Source organism: Microvirga ossetica (assembly GCF_002741015.1).
GTDB lineage: Bacteria > Pseudomonadota > Alphaproteobacteria > Rhizobiales > Beijerinckiaceae > Microvirga > Microvirga ossetica.
This window is the reverse complement of sequence record NZ_CP016616.1, coordinates 4443446-4463100: the sequence shown is the minus strand read 5'-3', so window position 1 is coordinate 4463100 and position 19655 is coordinate 4443446. Positions and strand designations below refer to the sequence as shown.

Annotated in this window: 23 protein-coding genes; 2 read left to right on the top strand and 21 right to left on the bottom strand. The window is 64.4% G+C overall.

Annotation, left to right across the window (positions count from 1 at the left end; genetic code table 11):
• Positions 1–117 precede the first annotated feature (117 nt).
• Complete coding sequence (locus tag BB934_RS21335) at positions 118–1650, bottom strand: acyl-CoA carboxylase subunit beta (RefSeq protein WP_099511423.1); 1533 nt, start codon at positions 1648–1650, stop codon at positions 118–120.
• Between the two features lie 151 nt (positions 1651–1801).
• Between BB934_RS21335 and BB934_RS21330 the strand changes: the two genes are divergently transcribed.
• On the top strand, positions 1802–2176 hold the full coding sequence (locus tag BB934_RS21330) for a hypothetical protein (protein ID WP_099511422.1): 375 nt from the start codon (positions 1802–1804) through the stop codon (positions 2174–2176).
• 51 nt (positions 2177–2227) lie between these two features.
• On the opposite strand, the gene BB934_RS21325 is transcribed toward BB934_RS21330, so the two are convergent.
• The 3 genes from BB934_RS21325 to BB934_RS50245 are packed head-to-tail and all read right to left on the bottom strand — an operon-like array spanning position 2228 to position 3845.
• Positions 2228–3010, bottom strand: a complete 783-nt coding sequence (locus tag BB934_RS21325; RefSeq protein WP_099511421.1) for an ATP12 family chaperone protein — start codon at positions 3008–3010, stop codon at positions 2228–2230.
• A 17-nt stretch (positions 3011–3027) separates the two neighbouring features.
• Positions 3028–3705: an HAD-IA family hydrolase gene (locus BB934_RS21320; RefSeq protein ID WP_099511420.1), complete on the bottom strand. Its 678-nt coding sequence runs from the start codon at positions 3703–3705 to the stop codon at positions 3028–3030.
• Positions 3706–3719: 14 nt separating this feature from the next.
• Complete coding sequence (locus tag BB934_RS50245; protein WP_257792361.1) at positions 3720–3845, bottom strand: hypothetical protein; 126 nt, start codon at positions 3843–3845, stop codon at positions 3720–3722.
• 176 nt (positions 3846–4021) lie between these two features.
• Here BB934_RS50245 and BB934_RS21315 point away from each other — a divergent pair, with 176 nt between their 5' ends.
• Positions 4022–5560: a sensor histidine kinase gene (locus tag BB934_RS21315; RefSeq protein WP_162299178.1), complete on the top strand. Its 1539-nt coding sequence runs from the start codon at positions 4022–4024 to the stop codon at positions 5558–5560.
• Positions 5561–5582: 22 nt separating this feature from the next.
• On the opposite strand, the gene ftsH is transcribed toward BB934_RS21315, so the two are convergent.
• The 17 genes from ftsH to rpmD all read right to left on the bottom strand — a co-directional run bounded on the left by ftsH (position 5583) and on the right by rpmD (position 19652).
• Entirely contained in the window at positions 5583–7307 is a 1725-nt protein-coding gene (gene ftsH / locus BB934_RS21310; RefSeq protein ID WP_237050039.1) for an ATP-dependent zinc metalloprotease FtsH, read from the bottom strand.
• A gap of 166 nt (positions 7308–7473) precedes the next feature.
• Positions 7474–7749 (bottom strand): GNAT family N-acetyltransferase, encoded by a 276-nt coding sequence (locus tag BB934_RS21305; protein ID WP_099511417.1) that lies wholly within the window; start codon positions 7747–7749, stop codon positions 7474–7476.
• A gap of 89 nt (positions 7750–7838) precedes the next feature.
• Positions 7839–8429: a GNAT family N-acetyltransferase gene (locus BB934_RS21300; RefSeq protein ID WP_099511416.1), complete on the bottom strand. Its 591-nt coding sequence runs from the start codon at positions 8427–8429 to the stop codon at positions 7839–7841.
• Between the two features lie 121 nt (positions 8430–8550).
• Entirely contained in the window at positions 8551–9012 is a 462-nt protein-coding gene (locus BB934_RS21295; protein ID WP_175608888.1) for a hypothetical protein, read from the bottom strand.
• 116 nt (positions 9013–9128) lie between these two features.
• A complete protein-coding gene (locus BB934_RS21290; RefSeq protein WP_099511415.1) occupies positions 9129–10436 on the bottom strand; it encodes an RluA family pseudouridine synthase in 1308 nt (435 codons plus the stop codon).
• Between the two features lie 42 nt (positions 10437–10478).
• The gene (gene crcB, locus BB934_RS21285) at positions 10479–10865 is read right to left on the bottom strand and encodes a fluoride efflux transporter CrcB (RefSeq protein WP_099511414.1); all 387 of its coding nucleotides are present in this window, start codon (positions 10863–10865) and stop codon (positions 10479–10481) included.
• Between the two features lie 3 nt (positions 10866–10868).
• Positions 10869–12191 (bottom strand): replication-associated recombination protein A, encoded by a 1323-nt coding sequence (locus tag BB934_RS21280; protein ID WP_099511413.1) that lies wholly within the window; start codon positions 12189–12191, stop codon positions 10869–10871.
• Positions 12188–12631 carry a GNAT family N-acetyltransferase gene (locus BB934_RS21275; protein WP_099511412.1) on the bottom strand — a complete coding sequence of 148 codons (444 nt, stop codon included), beginning with the start codon at positions 12629–12631 and terminating at the stop codon, positions 12188–12190. The genes BB934_RS21280 and BB934_RS21275 overlap by 4 nt, the downstream gene beginning before the upstream one ends.
• Positions 12631–14037, bottom strand: a complete 1407-nt coding sequence (locus BB934_RS21270) for a Do family serine endopeptidase (protein WP_099511411.1) — start codon at positions 14035–14037, stop codon at positions 12631–12633. Before BB934_RS21270 ends, BB934_RS21275 begins: the two co-directional genes overlap by 1 nt.
• Before the next feature lie 150 nt (positions 14038–14187).
• Positions 14188–14610, bottom strand: coding sequence for a 50S ribosomal protein L17 (gene rplQ, locus BB934_RS21265; RefSeq protein ID WP_099511410.1), 423 nt, complete (start codon positions 14608–14610; stop codon positions 14188–14190).
• A 125-nt stretch (positions 14611–14735) separates the two neighbouring features.
• Complete coding sequence (locus BB934_RS21260) at positions 14736–15758, bottom strand: DNA-directed RNA polymerase subunit alpha (RefSeq protein ID WP_418294714.1); 1023 nt, start codon at positions 15756–15758, stop codon at positions 14736–14738.
• An 89-nt stretch (positions 15759–15847) separates the two neighbouring features.
• Positions 15848–16237, bottom strand: a complete 390-nt coding sequence (rpsK, locus tag BB934_RS21255; protein WP_009764323.1) for a 30S ribosomal protein S11 — start codon at positions 16235–16237, stop codon at positions 15848–15850.
• Between the two features lie 78 nt (positions 16238–16315).
• Positions 16316–16684 carry a 30S ribosomal protein S13 gene (gene rpsM / locus BB934_RS21250; protein ID WP_099511408.1) on the bottom strand — a complete coding sequence of 123 codons (369 nt, stop codon included), beginning with the start codon at positions 16682–16684 and terminating at the stop codon, positions 16316–16318.
• A 194-nt stretch (positions 16685–16878) separates the two neighbouring features.
• Positions 16879–17460, bottom strand: a complete 582-nt coding sequence (locus tag BB934_RS21245) for an adenylate kinase (protein ID WP_099511407.1) — start codon at positions 17458–17460, stop codon at positions 16879–16881.
• A gap of 55 nt (positions 17461–17515) precedes the next feature.
• Positions 17516–18853: a preprotein translocase subunit SecY gene (gene secY / locus BB934_RS21240; RefSeq protein WP_099511406.1), complete on the bottom strand. Its 1338-nt coding sequence runs from the start codon at positions 18851–18853 to the stop codon at positions 17516–17518.
• A 105-nt stretch (positions 18854–18958) separates the two neighbouring features.
• Positions 18959–19432: a 50S ribosomal protein L15 gene (gene rplO, locus BB934_RS21235; protein ID WP_099511405.1), complete on the bottom strand. Its 474-nt coding sequence runs from the start codon at positions 19430–19432 to the stop codon at positions 18959–18961.
• A gap of 10 nt (positions 19433–19442) precedes the next feature.
• A complete protein-coding gene (rpmD, locus tag BB934_RS21230; RefSeq protein ID WP_099511404.1) occupies positions 19443–19652 on the bottom strand; it encodes a 50S ribosomal protein L30 in 210 nt (69 codons plus the stop codon).
• Between the last annotated feature and the right edge of the window lie 3 nt (positions 19653–19655).

The window sequence follows — 19655 nt, the reverse complement described above, 5'->3', positions numbered from 1 at the left end:
ATCGGCCAAGCTGAGGCAAGCGTGACAGACAACCGCGCATGAACGAATGGCCATGCGCAGTTGTGCCAACTTTCGAGAAAGTTCGAGTTTATCCGAGTCGACGCAGTTCTTCCGCTCTTACAGCGGAATGTTGTCGTGCTTCTTCCAGGGCCGCTCGGTTTCCTTGTGGCGCAGCATCGCCAGCGCCCGCGCGATCCGCCGGCGGGTGGAATGCGGCATGATCACTTCGTCGACATAGCCGCGCTCGGCCGCCACGAATGGCGACATGAAGCGGTCTTCGTATTCCTTCGTGCGCGCTGCGATTTTCTCCGCATCGCCGATGTCGCCTCGGAAGATGATTTCCACCGCGCCCTTGGCGCCCATCACGGCGATCTGCGCGGTCGGCCAGGCGTAGTTGACGTCGCCGCCGATATGCTTCGAGGCCATCACGTCATAGGCTCCGCCGAAAGCTTTTCGCGTGATCACCGTCACCAGCGGCACAGTGGCTTCGGAATAGGCGAAGAGCAGCTTGGCGCCATGCTTGATCAGGCCGCCATATTCCTGCGCCGTGCCCGGCAGGAAGCCCGGCACGTCTTCGAAGGTGACGATCGGGATGTTGAAGGCATCGCAGAAGCGCACGAAGCGCGCTGCCTTGCGCGAGGCGTCCGAGTCGAGCACGCCGGCCAGCACCATCGGCTGATTGGCGACGAAGCCCACGGTGTGGCCTTCGATGCGCCCGAAGCCGGTGATGATGTTCTTGGCGTAAGCTTCCTGGATCTCGAAGAAATCGCCCTCGTCCACAACCTTCAGGATCAGCTCCTTCATGTCGTAGGGCTTGTTCGGGTTGTCGGGAATCAGCGTATCGAGGCTGTCGTCCGTGCGGTTGGGATCGTCGAGGCTCGGGATCTCCGGCACGCCGTCCATGTTGTTGGCGGGCAGGAAGTCGATGAGGCGGCGCACCTGCAGCAATGCCTCCACATCGTTGTCGTAAGCGCCATCGGCCACCGAAGATTTGGTGGTGTGGACCTTGGCGCCGCCGAGCTCCTCCGAGGTCACGGTCTCGTTGGTGACGGTCTTCACCACCTCGGGACCGGTGACGAACATGTAGGAACGGTCGCGCACCATGAAGATGAAGTCGGTCATCGCCGGCGAATAGACGTCGCCGCCGGCGCAGGGGCCCATAATCACCGAGATCTGCGGAATCACGCCCGAGGCGATCACGTTGCGCTTGAACACCTCGCCGTAGCCGCCGAGCGCTGCCACGCCCTCCTGGATGCGGGCGCCGCCGGCATCGAACAGGCCGACGATGGGAGCGCGCATCTTGAGCGCCATGTCTTGGATCTTGATGATCTTCTGGGCGTGCGCCTCGGACAGCGAGCCGCCGAACACGGTGAAGTCCTTGGCGAAGACGAAGACCGTGCGGCCGTTGACGGTGCCCCAGCCGGTGACGACCCCGTCGCCGGGGATCTTGACCTTCTTCATGCCGAAATCGCTCGAGCGGTGCTCGACGAACATGTCGAACTCCTCGAAGGAACTCCTGTCGAGCAGAAGCTCGATGCGCTCGCGGGCCGTCAGCTTGCCGCGGCCGTGCTGCGCCTCGATGCGCTTCTCGCCACCGCCGAGGCGAGCCTGGGCGCGCCGCTCTTCGAGCCGTTCGAGCATATCTTTCATGGCTGGTCCCTATCCTGGGGAAATTGATCCCCCGCTTAGCACAGCCGTGCGAGCCCCAAAATCCCACTATGGACGTGTGCTCCACAGCACTTCACAGGCCCGCCAAGGCAGGATACGACATAATCGTCATCACGTTATAACGGGGCTGATCATGAAGAAAACCATCTATCTCCCGGCCGCCGCTCTCCTGACGCTCGCGGCCGCCGGCTGCGCCAGCCGCTCGGAGAATGTCGCCGCCGCCTATGTGTCACCGACGATGTATGGCAGCTACAGCTGCCGGGAGCTGAGCGCGGAGGCCCAACGTGTCAGCGCTGCTGCCGCTTCGGCCGCCGGCGCACAGGATTCGCAGGCCACGAAAGACGCGGTCGCGACGACAGCCGCCGTCGTCATCTTCTGGCCGGCTGCCTTCTTCGTGAGCGGCAATGGCGCTCAGGCCGCCGAGCTGGCTCGCCTGAAGGGCCAGATGCAGGCCATCGAGGGCGCCTCGGTTCAGAAAAAGTGCGGAATCAGCTTCCAGCGCGCCTGACGCCGCCGGTTTGGAATAAAAGCCGCCGGGGCCGTGGCTCCGGCGGCTTTTTCATGCCGCAGTCAGGCGGAAGATCCGGGACGCAGCCTTGAACTCGGCCTCGCGGCGGCGGCGGCGCTCCATGGCTTCATAATCCTCGCCCCAGACGCTCTCCTGATAAAGCTCGTCCACATGGGCGACCGCCCAGGCCGCGTCGGCATCGAGCCGCTGCGCGGCATGGGCAAGCGCGATCAGCACGGAACCGGACAGGGTCGTCATGACGTGGAGAGCAGCGAGGGCGAAGGGCGATTCGATCCGCTCGATGGCCCGGCGGATCGCTGCAATCGCCTCCTCCGGCTGCGCCACGTGCATCACGCCTTCGCCCAAGACGAAGCGGGCGCCGTGAGCATCCTTCGCCCAGTCGAGAACCGGGCTCCAGGCGGCGTCCTGGGCATGCGCGAGACGCTCCGGCTCGGCGGCCCGGTAATAGACCAGATCGGAACCGGCATAGCGGACGAGGTCGTCGACCACCTCGGCCTGTCGCGGCGCGACGCCATCGATGGCGGAATTGACGATGCGCGTGATCGGCATGGTCGACGGGTCGATCTCGCCGCCTTGACTCTGCCATTCCTCGGCCAGCACCTCCGCGAGCGCCCGCGACGGCACGGCCAGGGTCTGCTTGTTGGGAGTTTTCGCCGTTCGCCCGTCGAGGGTGAGAAGGAACCGGCCATCCCGCTCCTCGACGCCGGCCTCCTTGTAGAAGCGCTTGGGCAGGGCTGGTTTCATGCCGGCCTGAGCGGCCCGCATCGGGTTCGGTTCCTCTTCGGACGGGAACCAGTCACGTGGATCTGTCATGGCGGGAAAATAGGGTCTTAGGCCGAAATCTGCGAGGGACGGTCGAGAAATTCGTGCAGGATCGCCTCGAGTTCCGGGTAGGAATGAACGATGGCCCCTGCCCCTGCCTCGGTGAGTGCGGCGGCCGGCTGGAACCCCCAGGACACGCCGATGGGCATCACCCCTGCGGCACGCGCCATCGCCATGTCGAAGCTCGAATCGCCGACCATAACCGTGTCATGGGGAGCGGCTCCCGTCTCCCGCATGGCCTGCAGGATCATGGCCGGGTGCGGCTTGGAGGGAGCATCGTCGGCCGTCTGGATCGAGGCGAAGACTCCATGCCATTCGAAGCTGGTGAGGATGCGCGCCACGCCGCGCTGTGAGTTGCCGGTGGCGATACCGAGCACCACATCGCGCCGGCCCCGCAGCGCCGCGATGCACTCACCGGCGCCGGGAAACAGCGGCTCCGCGTGAGCCGGGTCCCGGCGCAGGACGGCGGAGACCTCCCTGTAGGTGGCCACCAGATCGGCGACAGGCGCCTTCGGCCCCGCCAGCGCCGTAAAGGCCTCGGCGAGCGACAGCCCGACGATGGACAGGGCGCGCTCGCGGCTCGGCGGCTCCAGCCCATGGGCTGCGAAGGTCGCCTGCTGGGCCGCGACGATGATGCTTTGGCTGTCGACGAGCGTGCCGTCGACATCGAAGAGAACGAGCTTCAAGGGTCTTTCCCGTTCTAGCTCTGCGGTTTGTCGGCGTGGCAGAACTGCGGGGTGTTCATGTTCCAGTTGCCGCACTTGTCGCAGGCCGTGGCAAGCAGGCCCAGACCGACGACGATAGTGACACGAATGATGCGCTTCATGATGGGAGCCCCCTTGTTGCGCGCACCATATTCAAGAATCCCCTCATCGGCCAGAAGCTGCGGCCGGAAACGATCCGGCCATCGTGGCTTTTTCGTTCCGCAGGTCTATCTTCACGGTCGGCGCTGCGGCTAGGATCGTTCTGCCGTATGGGAATGGGCCATAACAATAGATGACAATGACTGAGCCCCTGGATCCGGATGTCCTATTGCAGAGGATTGCCGAACTGGAGCGGGAAAACCGTCGCCTTCGGGCCGGGCCGGCGGAGGGCGCCGATGACCGGGTGGCGGCCCTGCCTTCCGAACCGGCGCTTGCAGGCTCCAACGACAACGAGTGGCCACGCCATGTGGGCGAGGAGAAGCTCAGGCAGATTGCGGATCATCTGCCAGCCCTCGTCGCCTATGTGGACGCGGACCAGCGTTACCGCTTCAACAACCGCGCCTACGAGACCTGGATCGGACGCAGTCCGGAAAGCCTGTATGGGCTCCATCTGTGGGAGGCGGTCGGCATCCCGGCCTATGAACGAACGAGGCCTTATGTGGAGGCCGCTCTCGCGGGCGAGCGGACAGCGCATGAATGGTGGGCGCCCTTTCGCACGGGTATGCGCTACGTAAGGTCGGACTACATCCCCGACCGCACCGACAATGGCAGCATCGTCGGCTTCTATGTGCTCGCCTCGGATCTTTCCGAATCCAAGCTGTCGCAGGCTGCCCTTGCCAAGAGCGAAATCCGGCTGCGCCTCGCTATCGACGCCGGGCGCATGGCCGTCTGGGAAGTGGAAACCGCGACCGAAAGGGCGACGGGGTCGCCGGAGCTGAACCGGCTGCTCGGATTTCCGCCGGACGCGAGCCCGTCGATGGAGGAGATCCGCGAACGCTACTATCCGGGCGAGCGGGATCGCATCCGCGCCATTGTCATGGAGGCTCTTGCACGCGGCGAACGGCATATCGAAACGGAGCTGCGGATCGTCTGGCGCGACGGGTCCACGCATTGGCTCCTGCTCCGTGCCGAACTCCAGGACGTCAAGGACGGCATTCCGGATCGGGCCCTCGGGGTTGCGCTCGACATCACGGAGATGAAGAAGGCCGAGGAGCATCAGCAGCTTCTCATCAATGAGCTCAATCACCGTGTGAAGAACACCCTCGCAACGGTCCAATCGATCGCCTCCCAGAGCCTTCGCAATACGGCGTCGACTAGCGAGGCGCGCGAAGCGATCGAGGGGCGCCTGTTCGCACTCTCCCGGGCTCATGACGTTCTGACCCGGGAAAACTGGGGCGGCGCTTTCCTGCGCGAGGTGATTCTCGAAGCCATCGCGCCGTTCCAGGGCACTGGGAACGAACGCTTCGAGATCGACGGACCGGATGTCCGCCTGTCCCCGCGCATCGCGCTAGCCATCGCCATGGCTCTGCAGGAACTCGGGACCAACGCGGTTAAATACGGCGCATTATGCAATGAGACCGGTCGCGTCGCGATCACCTGGTCGATGACGTGGCAAGCCAATGGCACGCAGTTGCGGGTGGTCTGGCAGGAGACCGGCGGTCCGCCGGTGGTGGAGCCGAGCCGCCGGGGCTTCGGCACGCGGCTGATCGAGCGCAGCCTCGCTCAGGAACTCGACGGGGACGTGACCATCGCCTTCGCGCCCGCCGGCGTGGTCTGCACGATCGATGCGCCCCTCTCCGCCCCGGGCGAACCCGAGGGGAGAAACGCGGGGGCCTGAAGCGGCGGAATGCGCCGCGAGCTCAGGCCGCGAGCCGGGCCTGCTGCCGCGAGACGATCTCGCGGACCTCGTCGCCATCGATGGTCTCGTGCTCGAGCAGTGCCTCCGTCAGGGCATCGAGCGCATCGCGGTTGTCCTGGACGCAGGCCTTCGCAGCCTCATACATCTCGTCGATGATGCGGCGGATTTCCTGCTCGACTTCGCGCGGAAGGCTCTCGCCCGAATGCGAGACCCGAACCATGCCGATGGCCGGGCTCATGCCCCATTCGGTGACCATCTTGGTGACGATATTGGTGGCGTGAGCGATATCGCTGGCCGCTCCCGTCGTCACCTTCTTAGGCCCGAACACGACCTCCTCGGCGGCGCGGCCGCCCATGGCGACGATCAGGTCCGCCTCCAGCTTCTCCACTGGGATGCAGAAGCGGTCGTGATCGGGCAGGCGCATGACGAGGCCGAGCGCCTGGCCGTGCGGAATGATGGTGGCGCTATGCACCTTGTCGGAAGCCGGCAGCAGGCAGGCGCAGAGAGCGTGCCCCGCCTCATGGACAGCGACCAGCCGACGCTCCTCGTTGCTGATCACCAGCGATCGCCGTTCGAGACCCATGAGGATCTTGTTCCGGGCGGCCTCCAGATGCTCACGATTGACCTCGCCCACGCCCTCCCGTGCCGCGAAGATCGCGGCCTCGTTCAGGAGGTTGCCGAGATCGGCGCCGGAGAACCCCGGCGTGCCCTTGGCGATGGAAGTCATGCTGACGCCCTCGGCGAGCTTCACGTTGCGGGCATGCACGTTGAGGATCGCCTCGCGACCGGAGATGTCGGGAAGCCCGATGTGGACCTGACGGTCGAAGCGGCCCGGACGCAGGAGCGCGGGGTCGAGCACGTCGACGCGGTTCGTCGCGCCGATGACGATCACGCCGGCGGTGGTGTTGAAGCCGTCCATCTCGACCAGAAGCTGGTTCAAGGTCGCCTCGAACTCCCGGTCCGCCGCCGATCCCCCGCCCCCGCGCTTGCGGCCGATGGCGTCGATCTCGTCGATGAAGATGAGGCAGGGCGCCTTCTTTCGGGCTTGTTCGAAAAGCTTGGAAACGCGGCCCTTGGCGATGCCGATCAGCGGAGCGGAGAAGTCGCTGCCCGAGACCGCCATGAAGGACACGCCGGCTTCGCCGGCGAGCGCCTTGGCGATCAGAGTCTTGCCCGTTCCGGGCGGCCCGACCATCAGCAGGCCGCGAGGGATGCGTGCACCGACCCGCGTGAAGGCCTCGGAATCCTTGAGGAAGGCGATCACTTCCTGGAGTTCCGCCTTGGCCTCGTCCTGGCCGGCGACATCGTCGAAGCGGTTCGGAAGGCTGCGCACAACCCGGGGCCAGCGCGAGGTCGGCTTGAAATCGGTCTGGATCGCCAGCATCGCCAGCACAGCCAAAACCAGGATGATCGGCCCCAGGATGCCGGCAATATGGGCGGCGTCGAAGCCGGGCTTCTTGAAATCGACTTGGGCGCCGGCGGCCGTGATGCGCTCGATGTAGTCGGCACTGACCAGTCCGTTCGGCATCCGGACGAAGACATCCCGATCCGCCATCGAGACGGACAGGCCACCGCTTTCGATCAGGACCTTCTGAACCTTCTTGTCGGAAAGCTCGCGGGTGAAATCCGAATAGGAAATTTCGGCAACGGGCTCGGCCAGCAGGCGAGGCCCCATGAACACAGCCGCTGCGACGAGCAGACCAAGGATGGCAGCTGAAACGGCCACGCTTTTCTTACTGAGTTGCCTTCTTGCTTTTTCGAGAACGTTGGTCACAGGCGGCGCCCCCATAGCGCGGTTCGGGATTTTTTGGAGGAGCCGCTGTTTAGTCTATTTTGACGCAGTCCGCAGTACGGCGAATGGGCACACCCACCGAATGGATAGGTCCGGATCCCTAATTTAGAAGGTCGCGGTATTCCTTATGACGCTTGATCCAGGCCCAGGCATAGCCGCAAAGCGGCGTGATCTTGAGCCCCTCGGAGCGCGCAATCTCCGCAACGCCCTTCATCAGCTCGCCGGCGGCGCCGGTGCCGCGCAGCGGAATGGCTGCCTCTACGTGCCGGATCACGAGATCGGATCCGCGCCGCTCGTAATTGGCGAAGGCGATATGCCCGTTTCTCTCCAGTTCAAACCGACGATGGGCGGCGTTGTCGCGGATGGTATTGCTCATGCCTCAACTCGCTGACGGAACCTGTCGGAGACCAACGTGGCCCGGCAGGACGCGTTCCACCAAAGCCAAGCTTCGCGGAAAGAACGCAGCTAGAGTGCCGCCATCCGTCGTTCCAATCCTGCCTTCACAGCAGGCCATTCGTCCCGGATGATGCTGTAGGTCGCCGTGTCGCGGATATGCCCGTCGGGCATGATCATGTGGTGGCGCAGGATGCCGTCGAGCTTGGCGCCGAGGCGCTCGATGGCGGCGCGGGACTGGTCGTTGCGGGCATGAGTGCGGATCTCCACGGAGATGCAGCCCAGCGTCTCGAAGGCATGCCGCAGCATGAGAAGCTTGGCATGGGTGTTGACGAAAGTCCGCTGCCAGGACTTGGCGATCCAAGTGGTGCCGATCTCGACCCGGTGATTGGCGGCATCGATGTTCATGAACCGGGTTGAGCCGACGACCCTGTCGCCCTCGTTCACGACGGTTGTGAACGGAAGTGCGAGGCCGGCGGCCTGAAGCTTGAGCGCCGTCTCGACATAGGCTTCGAAACCCTCCGGCCGAGGCACGGTGGTGGTCTTCTTCTCCCAAAGCTCGCCGTCGCCAGCCGCCTTTGCGAGTGCCGGGACCTCGGCAAGGCTCAACGGCCTCAACGTCAGGAGATCCGTCGAGAGGGTCACGGGCTCGATACGCAGCATGATGGGAATACCTTTCCGATCTGCCGCTTTGTCCCCTATTCCGAACGGTCTCGCAACCGCAAGAGGCGATCATCAGGAGACCTTAAGTCTCCTGATGTGGATATCTGCATTCGGCCTACCCTCAGCTTAGAAGATAGACGAGACCGGGCAGGCTGACCGCCAGCACCGCCAGCGTCCAGGCTCCCACCGCCGATTCCAGAGCGATATTGCCAGTCGCGTTCCGCAATCTTTGCGCGCAGGTGGCCGCATCCATCGTCCGTCCACTGAGGCAGGAGCAGAACGCATAATGCGCCTGGCCGTCGGACAGCGCGAAATAGCGCATGACATCGCCGAGCCGGTCGCTCGCCAGCCCGTCCGCACGCAGGATGGGATCGTCATAAGCAATGGTCAGCGGAGAATTGTCTTCGCGGACCAGAGCTCTCTCTGCCGGGGGTTGGTACTCGATTTCGCCGAGTGAGTTCAGGCGGCGCTTCGGATCGGCTTCGAGCAGGTCGATCCAGCGCTGGAGGCGTTCCTCGCGGGACAGGGGTCTCGGCTGAACGTCGGCTACGCTACGGAGCTGATCAAGAGGCTTGTGTTCCATCGATCTCCTCCTTGCCTAGAGCCCGACGACCAAACGGTCGACGGAGCATCGCCGATGCTGCGCGTGATGCGCGGCGAAAGTGCGACAGGAAGAGCGACCGATGGAGGTAGCCGGAACTAGTCTTCCGGCGCCTCGACGATGGGGTCGTAGCGGCTCGTATCGAGCCCGAGCAGGTTGAAGCTCTGCTGCATGTGGGACGGCAGCGGCGCGGTGACGTCGATAGGCTTGCCGGTACGCGGATGGGCAATGACGATGCGGCGCGCCAGAAGATGCAGCTTGTTCTGGATGCCGCCCGGCAGCTCCCAGTTCTCGATGTCGAAATATTTCGGATCGCCGACGATGGGATGGCCAATATGGGCGGCATGGGCGCGCAGCTGATGGGTGCGGCCGGTCACGGGCTTCAGGGACAGCCAGGCGAGCTTCTGCGCCGCGGTATCGACCACGGCATAATAGGTCAGCGCGTGGCTCGCACCCTCGTCGCCGTGGCGCGCAACGCGCATGCGGGAATCGCCCTCGTCGCCTTCCTTGGCGAGATAGGTCGACACCCTGCCCTGCCGAACGCGCGGCACGCCGGCGACGAGGGCCCAATAGATCTTGCGCGTGGTGCGCGCGCGGAAGGATTTCGCCATGGTGGAGGCGGCAAAGCGCGTCTTGGCGATGACGAGGCACCCGGCCGTGTCCTTGTCGAGCCGGTGCACGAGACGCGGCTTCTGCCCATCGTCGTCCTTGAGCGCCTCGAGGAGGCCGTCAACGTGCCGCTTGGTTCCCGAGCCGCCCTGCACCGCGAGCCCCATTGGCTTGTTGATGATGAGGACATCCTTGTCCTCGTAGAGCGTGATCGACTTCAGGAATTCGCGGTCGTCCTGGTCCTTGGCGGCGCTGCGCGAGACCGGCCGCGGCTGGTCGAGCTTCAAGGGCGGAATGCGCACTTTCTGGCCCGCGACGAGCCGGTCGTTCGGCTGCGCGCGCTTGCCGTCGATGCGCAGCTCGCCCTTGCGGACGATGCGCTGGATATGCGTGAAGGCAAGCTGCGGAAAGCGGGCGACGAGGAAACGGTCGACGCGCATGTCGGCCTCGTCCGGCTCGACCACGAGGGTCTGCACGCCGGTGGCCAAAACCTCCTGAGCCTCCGCCCTGGCCTGAGCCCGCGTCGGCCGAGGAGGTGCCTCCGCTGCAGCAGACCCGGCCAGTTTCGGCCGCGCAGCCGGCCTCTCGCGCAGAGCCGATGCCGCGCGCGGTTTGCCCGCAGCGGACTTCAACCCGCCCTGCTTCGCCGCGGGAGCCTTGGCCGAGGGAGCCTTGGTCGACGAAGACTTTGCCGACGTCCCCTTGCGGGCCGGCTTGTCCTCACGCGAACGAAAACCCTGCCGGGCACCCGAGCGCCCGCCTCGGGCGCCGTTCTGTCCTGAACCACTTTTTCTCATGATGCGTGGGTATCAGAGCGCCGCGCGGGCGGCAATCGAGGTTTAGGATGCGATGGCGCGGACAGCACCGAGACCGATCGCCAGTCCGGCGATGGAAAGAAGGACCGAGGCGCCCACATAGACAACGGCAAGCCCACCCTGCCCGCGCTCCCAGATCAGCATTGCATCGAGCGAAAAGGCCGAGAAGGTGGTGAAGCCGCCGAGAATTCCCGTGGTCAGGAAAAGCCGCAGCGGCTGGCTCCATCCCTCGCCAGCCTTGAAGGCGAGCCATCCGGCAAGAGTTCCCATGATGAAGGAGCCCACGACATTCACCGTGAGCGTGCCCCACGGAAATGCCGTTCCGCAATAGCGCGCGCAGCCGACATTCACGCCGTGCCGGAGAGCGCCCCCGATCCCGGCGCCGAGGAAGACGATGAGGTAGGATGTCATGGTCTATTCCCGATCGTCCTCGGCTCGCCGATCCCGGCGCAACCTCTCCCACCAATCCAGCCGCTTCCTGACTTCCCTCTCGAAGCCGCGATCCACGGGCTCGTAGAACTCCTGCCGCCCGATCTTCTCGGGCCAGTAATTCTGGCCCGAGAAGGCGTCCGGCTCGTCGTGGTCGTAGCGGTAGCTCTCGCCGTAACCGATCTGCTTCATGAGCTTGGTCGGGGCGTTCAGGATCGTCTTGGGCGGCATGAGGGAGCCATGCTCCTTCGCAACCCGCGTGGAAGCCTTGTAGGCGGTGTAGAGGGCATTCGATTTCGGGGCGGTGGCGAGATAGACAGCCGCCTGGGCCAGGGCCAGCTCACCCTCGGGCGAACCGAGGAAGTCGAAGGCGTCCTTGGCCGCGTTGGCGATGACGAGCGCCTGCGGATCGGCCATGCCGATATCCTCCACCGCCGCCCGCACCAGCCGGCGGGCGATGAAGAGCCGGTCCTCGCCGGCATCGAGCATGCGGGCCAGGTAATAGAGCGCCGCATCGGGATCCGATCCGCGGATGGTTTTGTGCAGGGCGGAGATGAGGTTGTAATGCCCCTCCTGCCCCTTGTCGTAGATCGGCGCGCGGCGCTGGATGATCTCCTGCAACTGCTCCGCGTCGAAGACCTCGCCGGGCTTGGCCGAGCGCCAGACTTCTTCCGCGAGGGTCAGGACGGCCCGGCCGTCGCCGTCCGCCATGCGCACGAGGGAGGCCCTCGCCTCCTCGTGGAGAGGCAGGCTCTTGCCCGTGATCTCCTCCGCCCGCACCAGGATCTTCGCGATGGCCTCCTCGTCGAGCGACTTGAAGAGAAGCACGCGGGCACGGGAGAGGAGCGCGGCATTCAGCTCGAAGGACGGATTCTCGGTGGTGGCCCCGACCAGCGTGATGGTGCCGTCCTCCATCACGGGCAGGAAGGCATCGAGCTGGGCGCGGTTGAAGCGGTGGATCTCATCCACGAAGAGCAAGGTGCCCTTGCCGATGGAGCGGCGATGGCGGGCTGCCTCGAAGACCTTCTTCAGATCCGCTACGCCGGAAAAGATCGCCGAGATCTGCTCGAAATGGAGATCCGTCTCATGGGCGAGCAGCCGCGCCACCGTGGTCTTGCCCGTGCCCGGAGGCCCCCAGAAAATCAGGGAGCCCAAGGTTTTCGACGCGATGAGGCGGGTGAGGATTCCATCCGGGCCGACCAGATGGTCCTGGCCGACGACCTCGGAGAGGTTTTGCGGCCGCATCCTATCGGCCAGCGGACGAGGTGCGTTCTGGTCGAGACCGGCGGATGAAAACAGGTCGCTCATGGTTCTCCAGAGCTTAGGCGCGCATAGATGTCAGGGTCCAGCCGGACCATGAGCCTTTCGGGATTTTGCGGCGTCTCGAAGCCGTATCGGGCATAAAGCCTGTGGGCATCCCGTGTCACCAACATCCAGCGCCTGAGAAGCTGAAGCTCAGGATGCTCCAGGATTGCCTGCATCAAGGCCTTGCCGGCACCCTGCCCCCTCACGGACGGACAGACGAACACGTCACAGAGATAGGCGAAGGTCGCCTTGTCGGTAACTACCCGGGCAAAGCCGCGCAGTCCCTCGCCCTTATCCCGCAGGCCGAAACAGAGGGAATTGGCGAGGGAGCGCTCGAAAACCGGGCGCGGCACTCCCTTCGCCCAGTAGCTCTCCGCCGAGATCCAGCGAAAGGCCGTGTCGATGTCGTCCTGGGACAGTTCGTTCGAGATCGACCAGGACATCAGCGCCCGAGGACCGTCGTGAAGACGCGCCCGCCTCGGCTGACGGTCACCTCCCAGGAGCCGCCGGTCCGGCTGATGGCGCGCTCCGCATCCTTGGTGGAAGCCAGCCGCTCGCCATTGATGGCGACGATCCGGTCGCCCTTCTCGAAGCCGACGCTGCCGGCGAGGCTGCGGTCTTCGATATCCGCAACCACCACACCGTCATCCGCGATCTCGATTTGCAGCTCGTCGGCGACGGCCGGCGACATGTTCACAAGGGTCGCGCCGGCGAAGGGCGTCCGGGCGCGGCCGCGCACCGGATCCCGGGCCGGGGTCTCCGGCGGAGGCATGAGCCGGACCTGGATCGCGGTCTGCTTGCCCGCCCGCAGGACCGTCAGCGGCACCTGGCCTTGGGTTCCCTTCAGGGTGAAGCGATAGCCGAAGGAATCAGGGTTATCGACGGGCTGTCCGTCCACCAACAGAATGGCGTCGCCCCGCTTAAGGCCGGCTTCGGCGGCAGGTCCCTTATCATAGATCGACGTCACGAGGACGCCGGTCGGGCGCTCCAGGCCGAGACCGTTGGCGATATCGCCGTCCACGGGCTGAAGGCGCGCGCCGAGCCAGGGCCGGATCACGTTCTTGGAGCCGCCTCGCGCCGAGTTCAGCACCACCCGGACCATGCTCGACGGCACGGCGAAGCCGATGCCGATGCTTCCGCCGGAGCGGGAATAGATGGCGGTGTTGATGCCGACAACGCGGCCGTTCATGTCGATCAGCGCGCCGCCGGAATTGCCCGGGTTGATGGCCGCATCCGTCTGGATAAAGAACTGGTAATCGGAAATCCCGACCTGGGTCCGTGCGAGGGCCGAAACGATGCCCTGCGTCACGGTCTGGCCGACGCCGAAGGGGTTGCCGATGGCGAGCACGAGGTCGCCGACTTGAAGGGCTTCTGAATCGCCCAGTTCGACGGCCTGCAGGTTTGTGGCATCCTTCAGCTTGAGCACGGCGATGTCGGTGCGCGGGTCACGCAGCAGGATCTCCGCCTCGAATTCCCGCCGGTCGGCGAGTGCCACCTTCACCTCGGTCATGTTCTCGATCACGTGGTTGTTCGTGATCACCAGCCCCGACGGATCGACGATCACGCCCGAACCGAGGGAGCTCTGGGACCGTCCGCGCGGCACGCCGGGCGCGTTGTCGCCGAAGAAGCGGCGGAAATACTCCTCGATGGCGGCGTTCTGCCGGCGCTCGCTGCGCTTGGCATAGACGTTGACCACGGATCCTGCGGTCTGGCGCACGATGGGCGCGAACGAGAGCTGAACCTGCGCCTTGCTCTCGGGAACCACGCGCGGCGCCGGGGTCTGTGCTCCGGCCGGGCCCAGCGCCAGCATGGCGGCAAGACATCCGATCGTGAGGTGGGAAAAACGCATATCGGTCGAATCCTGTCTTCGGCGGTCGCCATGGATAGAACGTGGCAACCGAAACACCAAGTTCCAACGATAGGAACGGGCATGGCGCCTGGAAAAACGAAAAGGGCGGCCCGAGGACCGCCCTTTCATGAAACCCGATGAACCGCGAGCTTACTCGGCGGCCTCGACGATCTCTTCCTTCACGGTCGGGCCCGAATCCTGACCGCGCGCATCGACGTCGCGGTCAACGAACTCGATCACGGCTAGCGGGGCGTTGTCGCCGTAGCGGAAGCCAGCCTTCAGGACGCGGGTGTAGCCACCGTTGCGGTCCTGATAGCGCTTGCCCAGCACGTCGAAGAGCTTCCTGACCATGGTCTCGTCGCGCAGCTTCGACATGGCGAGGCGGCGGGCATGCAGGTCGCCGCGCTTGCCGAGCGTGATCAGCTTCTCGACGACCGGACGCAGGTCCTTGGCCTTCGGCAGCGTGGTGACGATCTGCTCGTGCTTGATCAGCGCAGCCGCCATATTGGCGAACATGGCCTTGCGGTGTTCGGTCGTGCGGTTGAAGCGACGACCACGGAATCCGTGACGCATTGGCTTTCTCCTAAATCTTCCGGCCGCCGTGCCAAGGGACGGACCGTCTCTCTTGATTTCCGCCGGTTTCCGGCGGGGCTATGCCGAAGCCGCTCTTCATGAATGGAGAGCGGCTTCAGGAAATCTCAGTAGTGCTCTTCGAAGCGCTTCGCGAGGTCTTCGATGTTCTCCGGCGGCCAGCCCGGCACGTCCATGCCGAGGTGCAGGCCCATGCCGGCCAGAACTTCCTTGATCTCGTTGAGCGACTTGCGGCCGAAGTTCGGGGTCCGGAGCATCTCCGCTTCCGACTTCTGGATCAGGTCGCCGATATAGACGATGTTGTCGTTCTTCAGGCAGTTCGCCGAGCGGACCGACAGCTCGAGCTCGTCCACCTTCTTGAGGAGCGCCGGGTTGAAGGGCAGCTGCGGCGCAGTGGCGGCAGCCTCTTCCTTGCGGGGCTCTTCGAAGTTGACGAAGACCTGGAGCTGGTCCTGCAGGATGCGGGCGGCATAGGCCACGGCATCCTCAGGGGTCACGGCGCCGTTGGTCTCGAGCGTCATGATCAGCTTGTCGTAGTCGAGAATCTGGCCCTCGCGGGTGTTCTCGATACGATAGGAGACCTTCTTCACCGGGCTGTAGAGCGAATCGACCGGGATGAGGCCAATCGGAGCATCCTCGGTGCGGTTGCGCTCGGCCGGGACATAGCCCTTGCCGGTATCGACCGTGAACTCCATGCGGATCTCGGCGCCCTCGTCGAGGGTGCAGAGCACCAGCTCGGGGTTCAGGATCTGCACGTCGCCGACCGTGTTGATGTCGCCGGCGGTGACGAGGCCGGGGCCGGTTTTGCGGAGCGTCATGCGCTTCGCGCCCTCGCCCTGCATCTTAATGGCGATCGTCTTCACGTTGAGGACGATGTCCGTGACGTCCTCGCGGACGCCCGGGATGGAGGAGAACTCGTGCAGCACGCCGTCGATATGGATCGCCGTGACAGCGGCGCCCTGAAGCGACGACAGCAGGACCCGGCGCAGAGAGTTGCCGAGCGTCGTGCCGAAGCCACGCTCGAGCGGCTCCGCAACGACCGTCGCGATGCGCTTCGGATCGTCGCCCGGAGAAACCTCGAGCTTGTTCGGCTTAATCAGCTCTTGCCAGTTCTTTTGGATCACAACCACACCTCATGAGGTACGGCTTGAAGGGCAGCGCACAGTCTGCCCTTTAAACCGGAACGCGCGCGGGCTTATGTCCCACGCGCCGGATAACCTTAGACGCGGCGACGCTTGCGCGGGCGGCAGCCATTGTGCGGGATCGGCGTCACGTCACGGATCGAGGTGACGGTGAAGCCGGCCGACTGGAGGGCGCGCAGAGCGGACTCACGGCCGGAGCCGGGGCCGGACACCTCGACCTCGAGGGTGCGCATGCCGTGCTCGGCAGCCTTGCGGGCTGCATCTTCCGCAGCGATCTGAGCCGCATAGGGGGTCGACTTGCGCGAACCCTTGAAACCCATGGCGCCAGCCGAAGACCAGGAGATCGTGTTGCCCTGGGCGTCGGTGATGGTGATCATGGTGTTGTTGAACGAGGCGTTCACATGTGCCACGCCGGAAACGATGTTCTTGCGTTCGCGGCGGCGGACGCGGGTAGCTTCTTTAGCCATTCCAAAGATCCTTCAAGCGCGCCCGTCGTTCCAGGCGCTCGGGAGAGAGGGCCACCCGCCAGGGGTGGCCGATAAACCTTATTTCTTCTTGCCGGCGATCGGCTTCGCCTTGCCCTTGCGGGTGCGGGCGTTCGTATGGGTACGCTGACCGCGGGTCGGCAGGCTGCGGCGGTGGCGCAGGCCACGGTAGGCAGCGAGATCCATCAGGCGCTTGATGTTCATGGACACTTCGCGGCGCAGATCGCCTTCGACGATGTAGTCGCGGTCGATCGTCTCGCGGATGGCCAGAACCTCGGCGTCGGTCAGCTGGTTCACGCGGCGCTCGGCCGGGATGTTGACCTTCTCGACGATCTCCTGAGCCTTCTTGGGCCCAATGCCGTGGATATACTGAAGCGCGATCACAACGCGCTTTGCGGTCGGGATGTTGACGCCTGCTATACGGGCCATCGTCCGTCTCCATGTCGGAAGCAAATGCTTCGGGTTTTGGTTGTCGCGCGTCCGGTGGAGGCCGGCCCTTGCGCGGGTTTATGCAGAAACACAACAATCCAGAGCGGCCTCTCTAGAAGCCCCCTGGATATGCAGGTTCCTGTGCAAGAGCTTGCCCCTAACGGAAATTAACCCGCCCGTCAAGCCCTTCTCCCTCAACGCCCCAGGATTCCCTTGATCGCTTCGGTCACCTCGTCGATGGGCTCCATGCCATCGGCGGTCTTCAGCATGCCCTTGCCTTCGTAATAGGCCGAAAGCGGGGCTGTTTGCTTCCTGTAGGCTTCGAGCCGGGTCTTGAACACGTCCGGATTGTCGTCCTTGCGGACCGGCTCGCCCCGGGCCTCGGTGTCCTTTGCCCGTTTGACGATTCGCTCGACCAGCTCGGCTTCGTTCACCTTGAACTCGATGACCGCGTCGAGCTTCAGCCCCTTGTCGGACAGCATCCTGTCGAAGGCTTCGGCCTGGGCCACCGTCCGCGGGAAACCGTCGAGGATGAAGCCGGGCTTGGCGTCGGCCTCCTCGATCCGGTCGGCGATGATGCCGACGACGATATCGTCGGACACCAGGTCGCCCCGGTCCATGACGGCTTTGGCCTGCAGGCCGACCGGCGTCCCGGCCGCCACCGCTGCGCGGAGCATGTCGCCGGTTGAGAGCTGGGGAATTCCCAGCCGCTCCACCAGACGCACGGCCTGAGTGCCTTTTCCGGCCCCCGGCGGCCCCAGCAGAATGATCCTCATCGACGTCCCCCTGACTTCGTCGAGCGCACTCGCCTTCTGGCGAGATATTTCAATATCAGCGTCTGCGCGCGCCTTTGAGCTTCGCCTTCTTGACGAGGCCCTCATACTGGTGAGCCAACAGATGGCCATGCACCTGCGCGACAGTGTCCATCGTAACAGACACCACGATCAGAAGCGAAGTGCCGCCAAAGTAGAATGGCAAAGCCGCGTAGGATACCAGTAGTTCGGGAATCAGGCAGATGATCACCAGATAAGCTGCGCCCAGCACGGTGATGCGGGTCAGAACCTGGTCGATGAAATCGGCCGTGCGCTCGCCGGGACGTATGCCCGGGATGAAGCCGCCCTGCTTCTTCAGATTGTCGGCCGTCTCCGTCGGATTGAACACGATCGCCGTGTAAAAGAAGGCGAAGAACACGATCAGCGCCGCATACAGGAACATGTAGGCGGGGCGGCCGTGCCCGAGATAGGCGGTGAGCATGGAGATGAAGCCGGTGCCGTCCGTGTTCGTCTGGAAGCTGGCGATGGTGGCCGGCAGCAGCAGCAGCGAGGAGGCGAAGATCGGCGGAATCACGCCCGAGGTGTTCAGCTTGAGCGGCAGGAACGAGGTCTGGCCCTCGTACATCCGGTTGCCGACCTGGCGCTTCGGATAATTGATGAGCAGACGGCGCTGGGCGCGCTCCATGAACACGACGAAGTAGATGATGCCGATGGCCATCACGATCACGCCGAGAATCAGGCCCGTCGAGATAGCGCCCTGGCGACCAAGCTCGAGGGTGCCGGCGATAGCGGTCGGCAGATTGGCCACGATGCCCGCGAAGATGATCAGCGAGGTGCCGTTGCCGATGCCGCGCGAGGTGATTTGCTCGCCCAGCCACATCAGGAACATGGTGCCGCCGGTGAGCGTGATCACGGTCGAGATGAGGAAGAACGGACCCGGAGCCTGAACGATTGTGCCGGAGCTCTGCAAGCCGACCGCGATGCCCCAGGACTGGAACACGGCCAGCATCACCGTGAGATAGCGGGTGTACTGGTTCAGGATCTTACGGCCCGCCTCTCCTTCCTTCTTGAGCGCCTCGAGCGAGGGCAGAACGGAGGTGAGAAGCTGAATGATGATGGAGGCCGAGATGTACGGCATGATGTTCAGGGCGAAGATGGCCATGCGCTCCACGGCGCCGCCCGAGAACATGTTGAAAAGGCCGAGCACACCGCCGCTGGCGCCCTGGAAGCTCTGCCGGAGAGCTTCCGGGTCGATGCCGGGGAGCGGGATGTAGGTGCCGAGACGGTAGACGATGAGCGCGCCCAAGGTGAACCAGATGCGCTTTTTCAGCTCATCGGCCTTTGCGATGGCGCCGAAATTGATGTTTGCCGCAAGTTGCTCGGCTGCTGAGGCCATAGTGGTGTCCCCGAAATACTTGATACGTGACGGTCATCACGCAAACGGCGGCCACGCGATCAGACGCGGGCCGCCGCCTGGATCTTAGTCAATGTGGGCGCTGGCTCACGCCTGCGCAACGGCACCCAGCAGGGTGACCGAGCCACCAGCCTTCTCGATCGCCTCGACGGCCGACTTCGACGCGCCATGGACCTGGAAGGACAGCTTCGCCTTGAGCTCGCCGACACCGAGGATCTTCACGCCGTCGCGCGGCTTGGAGACCACACCGGCGGCAACCAGCGACTCGACGGTGACGGCAGCGCCCGTATCGAGCTTGCCGGCCTCGATGGCCTGCTGGATGCGGCCGACATTGACCTCGTTCAGCTCGATCGCGTTGGGCTTGTTGAAGCCGCGCTTCGGCAGACGACGGTGCAGAGGCATCTGACCGCCTTCGAAGCCCTTGATGGACACGCCGGTACGGGACTTCTGTCCCTTCACGCCGCGACCGCCGGTCTTGCCCTTGCCGGAGCCGATACCACGGCCGACACGCATGCGGTTCTTGGTAGAACCTTCGTTGTCACGAATTTCGTTGAGTTTCATGACGCTCTCCTCACTGCCCGTCGACAACGCGCACGAGGTGCTTGACCTTTTCGATCATGCCGCGGATCGCAGGCGTGTCTTCCAAGGTCGAAGTACGGTGAAGCTTGTTGAGCTTGAGGCCGACCAGCGTCTGGCGCTGCTTGGACTCACGGCGGATCGGGGAACCGATCTGCTCAACGGTGACTGTGCTCTTTTCTGAAGCAGCAGGCTTCTTTGCCATTGT